The organism is Foetidibacter luteolus, assembly GCF_009650435.1.
Classification (GTDB): Bacteria; Bacteroidota; Bacteroidia; order Chitinophagales; family Chitinophagaceae; genus Foetidibacter; species Foetidibacter luteolus.
This window is the reverse complement of the sequence record NZ_VVIP01000035.1, coordinates 110,751-123,934: the sequence shown is the minus strand read 5'-3', so window position 1 is coordinate 123,934 and position 13,184 is coordinate 110,751. Positions and strand designations below refer to the sequence as shown.

Sequence of the window (13,184 nt, the reverse complement as noted above, 5' to 3'; positions counted from 1 at the left end):
TTTTATATATTGTGGGTAGTTGTTTCGCTGTAAAAAATACTGATGTATGCTGCCCAGAAAAATGTGGTTGCAGGCGCTGGCAAATACCACAATGTTGAACATGAGAAAGCTGCTTAAGACGCGGCTGTAATAACCAAAATGTTTTATTGGAAAGCTCGTTGTCATTGGGTACTGTAATGGATATAACAAATTATGTGCTTATTAGGGTTGAAAGACCATCCGTAATTTAGTTTTAGGTATACAGATTCTGCTGCCCTTGAAAACCATTGGCCCACGTACACAATCAATGTGAACTCCCTTCTTCCCCGCTACAGAAGAAAAGCAATAGGCAATAAACCAGTCGCCATACAACAATGTATGGTATTGGCTTGCAAGGCAGATAAACTCAAAGAACGGATAGTCATTTCAGCGTGTAAAAATGATAAATAAAGAAAAACATACCTATCCTAAAACTTAGGGTGTTTTTAAATGAAAATTTGTATCCCTAATTTTTGGTATGTCCTATTCTGATAAAATTTTTTGTGTTATGTAGAGGTAAGTATTTTGCCAAAAACAAATATTGGTATACAAAATTTAGTTAGCTTGCGTGCCTGCAAAAAATCTGGCCGCTACCCGGGAAGCATACACACACCATCATTTCAGCACCAAGAGCATTTTCCTAAGCAAATTTTATACATGATAAACATTTGTATTGTAGATGATCATTTATTGATGGCGCAGTCTTTAAAGAGATTGCTTGCAAGCCTTGATATAGCATGCAGTATTAAATTATACCAGAGTGCCGAAGAATTTCTTGCAGGCGATTACACAAACTGGAAACCGGATGTGATACTTTCAGACATTTTATTGCCGGGCATAACAGGTATGGAGCTTATTGATAAGTCCAAGCATACAGGAGCAAAGTTTATTCTGCTGACTTCCGTTACCGATTTAAACCTTATTAAAGAAGCCCTTGCAAAAGGGGTAAGCGGCTATCTTACCAAAGACATTCCTGAAGAAGAACTAGCTGAAGCAATACAACAGGCTTTGCGGGGGGTACAATACATCAACAGGTCGTTAAAAGACAGGATTGTAGAGCAGATTTTTACAGCCGAGACTGCTAATTTTAACCTTAGCCCCCGGGAAAACCAGATACTGCAATTAATATGTGCCGGGCAAACGCCTAAAGAAATAGCGGGGGATATGGGCCTCAGCATTTACACCATTCAGCAGTATATTAAAAACATCATGCGCAAATTCAAGGTAAACCGTACCACAGAAATGGTGGTGCTGGCTATAAAACACGGTTTGTATAACCCCCGGCTAACAAAACCATAGCCTTTTAATACGGCTAATGCACAGGTACCGGCGGCATAGCTTTTTCAACCACGGTTAATTCTTTAAGAGGAAATACAGTCTCCATACGCACCAGCAGCGAGGGGCGCCGCCGGTCAGTAGATTCTTTTTCTGAAACGTAATACAGGCAGGTAGCATTGCCGCCTTCAATTTTAAGTACAAGCAATGCACCCATAAGCAGGTCAGGTTTTTTTGAAGGAAGAACTTTGTCTCCAACCTCAATAGTCATAGTTATTGTTTTAAAGTTGCTTCCTTCCTCCCTGTTTTACGCAAAGTAGTGCCAGATAATAAATACCGCAAGCACAACCAGGAAAGAAAAGAAGCTAAAATAAATCAGCTTTTTTAATCTAATTGTATTAATCCGGTGAAAACGGCTTTTTAGCACAGCAATGTTTTTTATGGTTAAAGATTACGCCATCAATATGGTACCGGAACTTGCGGGGTTTTTCTTAAAATATTGAAGATCAGTGGTTATTATTAACCGCAGCATGGTTGCGATGCTTACAGCCTTGAAAATATAACCGGAAAGTTTTATAGGGAAGTAAAACTAAGATAAGTGAAAAACTGCATTTTGCAAACCCGCCGGTGCAATTTTTCTGTTACCGGGGCAAATAGCCCACTGCTGTACCGGGCATAAAAAAATGTTTGGGGCGTGTCCCTCGTACCTTGGGCCGGGCTTTCCGCTCATACTCCGCCACAAGCCCAGCCGCAAAGCCCTCAGCGGGGTATCCGCTTCAATCCCTCACGCAGCATCGCGTACGGTTTTGGTGTAGGGTAGTGATAAAATCCGTCTCCGTGTTAGCCCGCTCAGCCAACCGGTATTGGCTTATAATTGCTGTAGTAAAAATTGTTCAATTACAGCAGGGTAATGTTGGTGCTCAAGGGCATGAATGCGCTGTGCCAGCGTTTCCGGGGTATCTTGCGGCAAAACCGGGCAGGTAGCCTGGAATATCACAGAGCCATGATCATACAGCTCATCCACAACATGAATGGTTATCCCGCTTTCCTTCTCTTTTGCCGCAATAACCGCGGCATGCACAAAGTTGCCGTACATGCCTTTGCCGCCATATTTAGGCAGCAGGGCAGGATGGATATTTACAATCTTGTTGGCATAAGCATTAATTAAGGCAGAGGGCACTTTCCATAAAAAACCTGCAAGAACAACAAAATCAATGCCCGCCTCTTTCAATTCTTCAACGTAAGCATTTCCCCTGAAAAACTTTTCCTTCTCAATCATCAGTACGGGTATGCCATAAGATGCTGCAATATCAATAACACCGGCGCCAGGTTTGTTACAGGCCACCAGTTTTACGTGTACCAGTTGGTGATTGCTGAAGTGCTCAATAATTTTATTAGCATTACTGCCTGCTCCTGACGCAAAAATTGCAATGTTCATTAGTTGTTAATTGCCTGTTCGTAAAAAATGAAGTCATAATCTATTACACCAACCTCAGTATTTCAACAAAAGGATGGCTTGTTTCTCTATGGGCGGAAGGACAAAAAAACATTCGCATAACAATTTATTGTAATGCAAACGTATGCTTGCTAAGCCGCAAACGTATGCGTTAATTGCATGTAAGGTGAACTTTATTCAAGGGCATAAATCTAATTTTGAAATGTTAAATTTTAATCTGCACCAAAATTACTGCAAATGAAAATTCTTAATCCGCCAAAAGCAATCATGATGTTGATTGCTTTATTTTTTTGTGCAACCCTGGCCCTTGCGCAGAAAACCGTAACAGGCAACGTTTCCGATTCTACAGGCCAGCCAATGTCAGGGGTATCCGTGGTGGTAAAAGGTACAAAAAGAGGGACCAATACGGACCAGTTAGGTAACTTTTCCATCAGCGCCGATGCGGGTGCTACGTTGGTGTTTAGCTTTATTGGGTACACCACCAAAGAAGTAAGGGCCGATGACCCTGCCGGCCTGAAAGTTCAGATGGCCATTTCCTATGACAAAACCACAGAAGTGGTAGTAACGGCACTCGGTATTAAAAAAGAGAAAAAAGCACTTGGGTATGCTGTACAGGAAGTAAAGGGTTCGGATATGGTAAAGGCAAGGGAACCGAACGTTATTAATGCGCTGGCCGGTAGGGTAGCTGGTTTGAGTATTAATACTTCCACAAATTTATTTGCAGACCCGCAGATAAGATTAAGGGGAGGCGGCACCGCAATCGTAATTGATGGTGTAGTGGTGAATTCTGATTCCTGGAATTTGAGTGCCGATGATATCGAAAGCTTTTCAGTATTAAAAGGCCCTGCTGCTTCGGCATTGTATGGTGCTTTGGCTACCAATGGCGCCGTTCAGATAACTACAAAAAGAGGAACGAAGAACAAAAAACGTGGCTACAGCGTTGATTTCAATTCAAGCAATCAATTTGATTTAGGATTTGTCTCTATACCTGGCTTTCAAACCGAATATGGCCCCGGTTCAACGTTTGAGTATGAGTTTGAAGATGGCAGGGGAGGTGGCATTAACGACTATGATTATTATATATGGGGTCCAAGGTTTGAGGGGCAGTTACTTAAGCAGTGGAATAGCGAGAGAGACCCTGCTACCGGTCAGCTAATTCCTTTGCCTTGGTTGGCACGTGGAAAAGATAACCTGAAGAATTTTATGCAAACTGGCATTCTTACAGTTAATAATATAGCTGTTTCCTCCAGCACAGAAAGGGCTGATCTTAGATTTTCGGTATCTCAAACCTATCAAAAAGGAATGATACCGAATACTAAACTAAATGCAACAAACATTAATTTTTCCAGCGGCCTAAACCTCTCTAAAAAGCTCCGCTTTGAATCAAATATCAATTACAATCGTCAATATACGCCCAACTTTCCGAGGGTCGAATATCAACCGGCAAGCCCTATTTATTCTATGATGGTTTGGGGGGCCGCAAATTATGATGTGAGGGATTTAAGAGATTATTGGTTGCCCGGCCTGGAAGGCATCCAGCAAAAGCACGTAGAGTATTACCAGTATTCAAATCCATATTTTGTAAGTTATGAGAATCTTCAGGGATACTATAAGGATGATATATACGGATATGCTAAACTTAAGTATAATATTACGCCAGATTTAGATATTTATGTGCGTACTTATATAAGTGGCTATTTTTTAAACAGGGATTGGAAATATCCAAAATCAATTACGATTTACAATGGTGATGGTAACTACGCTTTGCGTGGAGGTTACAGGGAAAGATATGAAAATCAATTTACCAGTAACACTGATTTTTTGGCAACTTATACCAAAAAGCTCACGTCAGATATCTCGCTTAAAACATCCCTTGGAGGCAATTTGTATTATTTCAATAATAAATATCTGTATAGTCATACTAATAATGGCATTCTTATACCTCAACTGTACACGGTTGATAATAGTGTTGACCCTGCTTCTACAGAGAGCAGAAAGTATCAAAGACAAATATTAAGTGCATATGCTTATGCTGATCTGGATTATAAGAAGATGATTTTCCTGAATATTACTGATAGGATGGATCAAAGTTCAAATTTGCCTAAAAAGAATAACACTTATCATTATCCATCTGTCTCCCTCAGTGCTGTGGTGTCAGATATGATAAAATTGCCTTCTGCATTTTCATTTTTCAAGCTAAGGGGTTCTTATGCTAGCGTAGCACGTGACGCATTTAATAAAGATAACCTGGCTAGCATCTACCAATTGTTTACGCCATATTATAGTGGTGGTATGTGGGATGGGAAACAATCTTTATACTATGATGGGAAATTGTATAATCAGGACTTAAAGCCGGATAGAACAAGTGCAATAGAATTTGGGGCCGAAGTGAGATTGCTTAAAAGTAGAGTCGGCTTCGATGTGGCATGGTTTAACTACAAGGATGGGCCAAGGATTTTTGATTTAGCGCTCTCGCCAAGTACTGGTGGTACTAGCACCCAACGCAACGGATTAACATATACAAGAAAAGGTGTAGAGGTAAGTGTGAATGCTTCCCCGATCAAGGGAAGAAACTTTACGTGGGATGTTGTTGTTAACTGGTCAACGTACAGAAGGAGACTACAAAAAGTTTATGATACCCTTACTCAGCAGCCTCAAACGCTAGTACATGTTGGTGACAGGACTGACATCTTGGAGTACACGGATTTTGACAGAGCGCCTGATGGTCAAATTGTATTTAATGCCTCGAACGGGCGTCCTTTGATAAAACCCAGGTCTTCTAATAATGGATACCGAAATAATAATTGGTCTGGAAGTATTCAGAATAGTTTCCGTTATAAGGAATTTTCCCTAAGCTTTTTAGTTGATGCCCGTTGGGGCGGTAAGTTGATAAATTATCTTAGCCAAAAACAATACGAAGGTGGTGCGCATCCACTTTCTGCAACAGAATGGCGGTATAAAGACTGGCAAAACAGAAACACACCGGGTTATAAGGGAAGCTTTGTTGCTTCTGGTGTAAATGTGATTGAAGGATCCGGACAAGTAACTTATGATGCTGATGGTAACGTAGTTTCAGATACAAGGAAATTTCAGCCAAATACTACACCCATTTTATGGGAAACGTATGGACAGAGGTTTCTTGGTCGACCGGCAGCAAATGTGGTGGATAGGTCTTTTGTGAAAATTAGAGAAATAATATTCTCATATTCTATTCCATCAAAATTAATTGCCAAACAGAAGATTTTTAGTGCGGCTTCAATATCTGTCGTAGGTAGAAACTTATGGTATTGGACAAAAGATAAAGCAGCTAAAAACATGGATCTTGACCAGTTTAGTGAAGACAACACTTCTTCAGACCTGCAGTCTCCGTCAGTTAGAAGTGTTGGTGTAAACCTTAATTTAAGCTTTTAGCAATTAAAACGTAAACAAATGAAAACTATCTTTTTTATAAGAGCCATTTTTCTTTTCTCTATCGCTGGCGTTATCTTGGCCGGTTGCAAAAAAATAGATGAATTGCAAAAAAATCCAAATCAATCAGACCAGGCTACCCCGGCTTTATTGCTGACAAACATACTGCAGAATACACATGAAGATGCATTTGAGGGATTTGATGATTTTCCTGGAACTCAGCAACAATTCATGGTTTGTAATGAGGTGTATTATATGGATCAAACATATTTGTGGGGATCTGGTAATTGGGGATATTACAATACATTAAGAAATGTTAACCGGCTGGAGATAGAAACGAACAAAAAGTCCGATGAGTTAACACCATCATATTTGGCCATTGCTAAATTTTTAAAAGCGTATTTGTTTAGCAAAATATCATTACAAGCCGGCGATATTCCTTTAAGTGAAACCATGAAAGCTTCGGAAGGCACATTTTATCCTAAGTATGATAATCAAAAATCAGTTTTTTTGCAATGTCTGAATTGGTTGGAAGAAGCCAACAGCGAAATGGGTGCCATTCTCAGCCAGAATGGGGGCGCCTCAATAGAAGGGGATTATTTTTTTGGCGGTTCTATAGCAAGCTGGCAGCGTATTGTTAACTCACTCCAACTGAGATTGTTGATAAATTTGAGCAAAAAAGAATCAGACGGTGACTTGAAAATAAAAGAAAGATTTCAATCAATTATCAGTAACCCTGCCAAGTATCCAATAGTCACTGAAAATGATCAAAATCTCCAGATTGTTTATAATGAAAGCCTCGTTAGCAATTATTATCCTCTCTATTTAGATCTTGATGGTAGCAGATACACAGCGAGAGTATTAATTGGTGCTACCTGGCTTGATTTGTTAACTTCCAACAAAGATCCACGTACCTTCATTATTGCTTCTCCTGCACCCTCAATCGCCGCAGATCCTAACAACCCATTCGCAAATTACAAGGGGGCAAAAACTGGCGATTTACAGAGCTACATACAAACTCAAACAGTTGCGGGGCAATACAGCACCTTAAAAAGAAGCTATTGGATATCAAAAACCGGACATCCCTGTATTCAAGTTGGAGCATCAGAAACTTATTTTAATATAGCCGAAGCTATTAACAGAGGTTGGATTTCAGGAGATGCCGCTGCTAATTATAAAAACGGTATCAGGCGTTCAATGGAGTTCTTCGGAGTTTCTGAAACTGATGTTAATGTATTTCTAAATCAACCATCTATTGCATATAAGGGAAATGGTTCAGAAGGATTGCAACAAATACTAACGCAAAAGTATGTAGCCTTTTTTGAGAACTCTGGATGGGAAGCATATTATAATTACAGAAGAACCGGAATTCCTGCCTGGGAAGTTGGCATCGCAAACGAAAACAAAGCAATTCCAAAACGGTTTCGTTATCCAACAGATGAATACACAACAAATGCAGCAAATGTGAAATCTGCTGTTCAAAGTCAATTTGGAGGTTCTGATACCCGTAATGATGTAATGTGGATTATTGAGTAGGTGAATAGTAAAGAGTTTTCTACACTTTCACAGCCCTGTAAATCTATCAAAAGTTTACAGGGCTTCTTTAATCCCTTCTCCCCATCACCCTTCTCCACATTTTTCCAATATACTTCCTGAAAAAGCCAAACTGCCCCAGCGGCAAGCTGATAAGTAAAACACAGAAAGGCCATAACAGTGTAACGATAATAATATATAGTGGGATACGTACACCGGCAGGTTCAATTTCAAATAGCCCCAGGATTTTGCGCCCAAGGTAGCCACAGAGGCTGCCGCCTAACGCGAATGTGATAAAGATGAGCGTAAACTGTAACCAGCCAACATTCCATTTTTGTTTAAGCTTTTGAAACATGCCGTAAATATGGTAAAAAAATAAAGGTGCAGGTATTGTTTCTTAATGGCCAACCCAACAACAAAACCAGCTTACAATTTCATGACATATTTGTCATGACAAAACAATCAATCCTCTGAAACTCAAGGTGGGCAAGGGTAAAAAAATTTTTTATGCGATGGTGTTTTGTCAACATCGTGTCATATTTTTGCAGCCGTCCAGGGATATTTTTCCACATTCCAACAATCGAATTGTGAATATGACCCACTATAGAAAAATTATCAAAGCCACTACTGCAGGATTTATTTTATCGTTTCTTTTCTTGTTTACTGGTAATGCGGTTGCGCAGGATGGAAAGGCTATTTTTTCAGCTAATTGCGCCTCGTGCCACGCGTTAAACCGAGATTTGACTGGACCTGCCTTAGCTGGTGTGGAAGACAGGGGGCCATGGGGTGATAGGAAAAAGTTGTATGCGTGGATACATAATCCAACTGGCTTCATGGCTACAGATGCTTATACAGCGGATCTTAAGAAAAAATTCAATAACAACGTAATGACGCCGTTCCCTCAGCTAAGTGAGAAGGAAATTGACGCCATTTTAGACTATATAAAAACGGCACCTCCACCAGGCGAAGGGAAAACTGAAAAGGAACCTACTGAAAAAAACGCTTCCGAAGGCGATAGCTCTCTTCTCTTCGGTATTCTTACATTAATCCTTGCTATTGTTGCATTTACATTATTGCAGGTTAATGCTAACCTGCGCAAAATGGCTGATGACAAAGAGGGTGTAGGCTCTAAAGAACCTATTCCTTTCTGGAGAAACAAAACTTATATTGCTTTTCTTACCGTAATACTCTTTTTGGTGGGTGGTTATCTTACTACCAAAGGCGCTATAGGCCTGGGCCGCAGCCAAAAATACCAGCCCACACAACCTATCGTTTATTCCCACAAAGTGCACGCTGGTATTAACCAGGTTAACTGTTTATACTGCCACGGTGCTGCACAGGATGGCAAACAGGCTACCATACCTTCTGTAAATGTTTGTATGAACTGTCACCTGGCTATCAATGAATATACAGGTACTGCTAAAATTTATGATGCCGAAGGAAATGAAGTAAACGGTACTGCGGAAATACAAAAACTCTACAAATACGCTGGTTTCGAGTTTGGCAAACCATGGGATCCTTCCAAAGCAAAACCCATAGAATGGGTGCGCCTCCACAACCTGCCGGATCATGTGTATTTCAATCACTCCCAACACGTTAAGGCTGGCCAGGTACAATGCCAGACATGTCACGGAGAAATCAACAAGATGGACGAGGTATACCAGTTTTCAGACCTCAGCATGGGCTGGTGTATCAACTGCCACCGTACTACCAACGTTAAGTTTAAAGACAACGGTTTCTACAGCATATACGAAAAATATCATGAAAACCTGAAGAATGGTACATTCGACAGCACTAAGGGTATTACTGTAGAACAAATAGGCGGTACAGAGTGCCAGAAATGTCACTATTAATTAGCTATTAGCAAATTATAAAGCTAACGTGCTAATTGTTTACGAAGAGTGTTCTGCATCATTAGCACATCAGCACATTATCGAATCATCACATTATGGAAAAAAAATACTGGCAAAGTTTTGGGGAACTGAACAACTCTGAGGCATTTCAGCAGGCCGGGAAAGATGAGTTCAAAGAAGAACTTCCTTTCGAAAGCGATAGCAAAGGCTTTTTGGAGACTGCCACCCCCAGAAGGGATTTCCTTAAATACTTAGGTTTTAGTACGGCTGCCGCTGCAATGGCCGCCAGTTGCGAAATTCCGGTAAAAAAGGCCATTCCATTTGCCAACAGGCCCGAGGATATCATTCCCGGTACAGCTAGTTTTTACGCCACCACTTATGTACAGGATGGAGATGTGGTAAGCATACTTGCCAAGGTTCGCGATGGCCGGCCAATAAAAATTGAAGGCAACGAACTTTCACCCATTACAAAAGGTGGTACTTCTGCAAGGGTGCAGGCTTCTGTTCTGGATTTATATGATACCGCAAGGCTACGTTTCCCATCCATTGATGGTAAGGAAGTTACGCTTGAAGCGGTGGATAAATCAGTAACCCAGGCCCTTTCCGGTATCGGCACATCTCCGGTTGTTATCCTTACCAGCACCATCACTTCTCCTTCCACTAAAGACGTTATCAGCCAGTTCCTGGCAAAATATCCCGGCAGCCGCCATGTACAATACGATGCAGTATCATACACAGGCATGTTGCTGGCAAATGAAACTACTTACGGTAAAAGGGCAATACCCTCTTACCGCTTTGATAAAGCCAAAGTAATTGTAAGCATAGGTGCGGATTTCCTGGGCACCTGGCTTAGCCCTACAGAATTTTCCAAACAGTACGCTGTTGGCAAAAAAATAAACGAGAAAAACCCTGAAATGAGCCGCCACATTGCTTTTGAGACTGTGGCCAGCCTTACAGGTTCTAATGCTGATGACCGCTTCCTGCACCGCCCGTCTGAAACCGGCGCTGTGGTGGTAGCACTTTACAATGCCATCAGCGGCTCTGGCGCCGGCAGCATTGCCGATGCAAAACTTAAAGCCGGTATAGAAGCGGCTGCCAAACAGTTAAGCGCCAGCAAAGGCGCTGCACTGGTAGTTTGCGGCAGCAACGATCCCAATGTACAGATTGTAGTTAACGCTATCAACGAAGCTTTGCAAAGTGGGGGCAATACCATTGACTGGAGTTCAACCTATAACTTTCGCCAGGGCGTAGATGGAGACTTTGCCAAACTTGTTGACGAAATGAATGCCGGTTCCGTAGGTGCGTTGCTGGTATATGGCGCTAACCCGGCCTATAGCTGGGTTGATGGTAAAAAGTTCGCTGACGCACTTAAAAAAGTAAAAGTTACTGTGTCTTTCAATCCCAAGGCGGATGAAACTTCGCAGCTTTGCAAATACAGCATTCCCGATAGCCACTTCCTGGAAAGCTGGGGCGATGCGGAAGCCAAAACAGGCTATTTTTCTTTGATACAGCCCACTATTCACCCCCTGTTCAAAACACGCCAGTGGCAGGATAGCCTGCTGAAGTGGAGCGGCGCAACTTCTGATTATCTTTCTTTTGTTAAAACATATTGGGTTAACAAACTGGGCAGCGAGTATGCCTGGGACAAAGCCCTGCAGGATGGCGTTATTAACCCGGCGGCTGAACCTGCTGCTGCAGGCAGTGCTTTTTCACCCACTGCTGTAGCTGGGGCTATCGGCGCTGTTTCTTCCGCTAAAAAAGGCGGGGCAACAGAGCTGGTGCTTTACCAAAAAACTGCTATCGGTGCCGGCCAAGGCGCCAGCAACCCTTGGTTGCAGGAAATGCCCGATCCCATTACCCGTGCCGTTTGGGATAACTACGTTATTGTATCTCCCGCAATGGCAAAAACCTTGCTGGGTATTGATTTAACCAATAGCGGCCAGGCAGATGATTATGAAGTACAGCCCGCTAAAAAAGTAGTAAAGGTTACCGTGAATGGTAAAGAAGCTGTAGAGCTTCCCGCACTGATTATTCCGGGTACACAGGCCAATACCATCGGCATTGCGCTGGGTTACGGCCGTACGGAAAAGGTGGGCAAGGCTTCCAACGGCGTAGGAAAGAATGTATTTCACCTGGCTTCTTTAGCTAACGGCAATTTTGTTGACTTTAGCGTTGCCGATGTAAAAATTGAGACCACCGGTGCCAAATACGATGTGGCGCTTACACAATTACACAATATTTACGATACAAGCCAGGGCAAGCGTACCGAAGTGATGAAGGAGCTTACACTGGCCGAGTTCAAACATAAACCAACCGAAATTCGTGACGAACGTGCCAAGGAATTAGAACCCTGGGGCGGTTTGGAGAAGTTTGAAAGCGACGGTACCATTTACCCTGTTTACGACAAACCGGGCATTAAATGGGGCATGAGTGTTGACCTTAACTCCTGTACCGGTTGCGGCGCCTGCGTAGTTGCATGTAATGCCGAAAATAACATACCGGTAGTTGGCAAAGAAGAAGCCAAGCGTTACCACGATATGCACTGGATTCGCATTGACCGCTATTACAGTGGCGAGGATATGGACAATCCTAAAGTGGTGTTTCAGCCGCTGATGTGCCAGCATTGCGATAATGCGCCTTGCGAAAACGTTTGCCCGGTATCTGCCACCAACCACAGCAGCGAAGGCCTTAACCAAATGGCTTACAACCGTTGTATCGGTACAAGGTACTGTGCCAATAACTGTCCGTTTAAAGTACGCCGCTTTAACTGGGCCGATTATACAGGGGCCGACAGCTTCCCTGATAACCAGGGCCACATGAGCGAAGCTACCATGCTGATGAATGACGACCTTACCAGGATGGTGCTTAACCCGGATGTTACCGTACGTAGCCGTGGTGTTATTGAAAAATGTTCTTTCTGTGTACAACGTTTGCAGGAAGGCAAGCTGAAAGCTAAAAAAGAAAGCCGCCCGCTGCAAAACAGCGATGTTACTGTGGCTTGCGCCCAAAGCTGCCCCAGCGATTGTATTACCTTCGGCAATGCCAACGATCCGGAAAGTAATGTGAGCAAAGCCCGGAAAGAAAACCCTAACAGGTTGTTCATTTCGCTGGAGCAGTTGCACGTATTGCCCAACGTAAATTACCTGGCTAAAGTGCGTAATACAGTAGAAGAACACCATGCAGCCGGTGCCGAGAAAAAAGAAGCAGAGCATGCTTAAAAACAGGGCAAGTGGGGGAGAGGGAAAAGGCAAGTGGCAGCAATGCCTTGGTGAATTTGTTGAAGCATTGTTGAAACTGGCTTTTTACAATAAATGTTCTTTTAAATACAAATTGTAGAAATACAATTTTGGGCCCGGCAGGGCGAACTACTATGAGGCTTCGTTGCGTCGCACTCTTGTACGCCTTGTTCGCTGCGCGGCAATGTGCGGCAGGTTCAGGGATGGTTGCAGGCTTTCTCCCGAAGGAGGGTTTGCTTCATAAAGAACCGAACCCTTCGCTTTGCTCAGGGCAGGCTACTATGGCAATTGCTGAATAGAATTGTTGCAGTACAAGTGAGTGACACAACAGGCGATGACCATAGTATTAAACGCCGGGACAATAAAAAATATCATCAGAAGATTCAGATAAATCAGGGCGATATC

8 protein-coding genes are annotated in these 13,184 nt (G+C 42.5%); 5 read left to right on the top strand and 3 right to left on the bottom strand.

The features are described 5' to 3' along the window. The first annotated feature begins 675 nt into the window (after positions 1-675). Positions 676-1,317 carry a response regulator transcription factor gene (locus F0364_RS09945; RefSeq protein WP_153797625.1) on the top strand — a complete coding sequence of 214 codons (642 nt, stop codon included), beginning with the start codon at positions 676-678 and terminating at the stop codon, positions 1,315-1,317. 13 nt (positions 1,318-1,330) lie between these two features. Here F0364_RS09945 and F0364_RS09940 read toward each other — a convergent pair whose 3' ends face one another. Continuing rightward, entirely contained in the window at positions 1,331-1,564 is a 234-nt protein-coding gene (locus tag F0364_RS09940; RefSeq protein WP_153797624.1) for a hypothetical protein, read from the bottom strand. Between the two features lie 597 nt (positions 1,565-2,161). Further along, entirely contained in the window at positions 2,162-2,731 is a 570-nt protein-coding gene (gene purN, locus F0364_RS09935) for a phosphoribosylglycinamide formyltransferase (RefSeq protein ID WP_153797623.1), read from the bottom strand. A 255-nt stretch (positions 2,732-2,986) separates the two neighbouring features. On the opposite strand from purN, the gene F0364_RS09930 reads away from it, so the two are divergent. Then, positions 2,987-6,160 carry a SusC/RagA family TonB-linked outer membrane protein gene (locus F0364_RS09930; RefSeq protein WP_153797622.1) on the top strand — a complete coding sequence of 1,058 codons (3,174 nt, stop codon included), beginning with the start codon at positions 2,987-2,989 and terminating at the stop codon, positions 6,158-6,160. Between the two features lie 18 nt (positions 6,161-6,178). Beyond that, complete coding sequence (locus tag F0364_RS09925) at positions 6,179-7,693, top strand: SusD/RagB family nutrient-binding outer membrane lipoprotein (protein WP_153797621.1); 1,515 nt, start codon at positions 6,179-6,181, stop codon at positions 7,691-7,693. A gap of 67 nt (positions 7,694-7,760) precedes the next feature. Here F0364_RS09925 and F0364_RS09920 read toward each other — a convergent pair whose 3' ends face one another. Continuing rightward, positions 7,761-8,045 (bottom strand): DUF6787 family protein, encoded by a 285-nt coding sequence (locus tag F0364_RS09920; protein ID WP_153797620.1) that lies wholly within the window; start codon positions 8,043-8,045, stop codon positions 7,761-7,763. Positions 8,046-8,283: 238 nt separating this feature from the next. On the opposite strand from F0364_RS09920, the gene F0364_RS09915 reads away from it, so the two are divergent. Together F0364_RS09915 and F0364_RS09910 are read left to right on the top strand one after the other, a co-directional pair. Beyond that, positions 8,284-9,543 carry a c-type cytochrome gene (locus F0364_RS09915; RefSeq protein ID WP_153797619.1) on the top strand — a complete coding sequence of 420 codons (1,260 nt, stop codon included), beginning with the start codon at positions 8,284-8,286 and terminating at the stop codon, positions 9,541-9,543. A gap of 95 nt (positions 9,544-9,638) precedes the next feature. Beyond that, positions 9,639-12,761, top strand: a complete 3,123-nt coding sequence (locus F0364_RS09910; RefSeq protein WP_235921045.1) for a TAT-variant-translocated molybdopterin oxidoreductase — start codon at positions 9,639-9,641, stop codon at positions 12,759-12,761. The last annotated feature ends 423 nt before the right edge of the window (positions 12,762-13,184 follow it).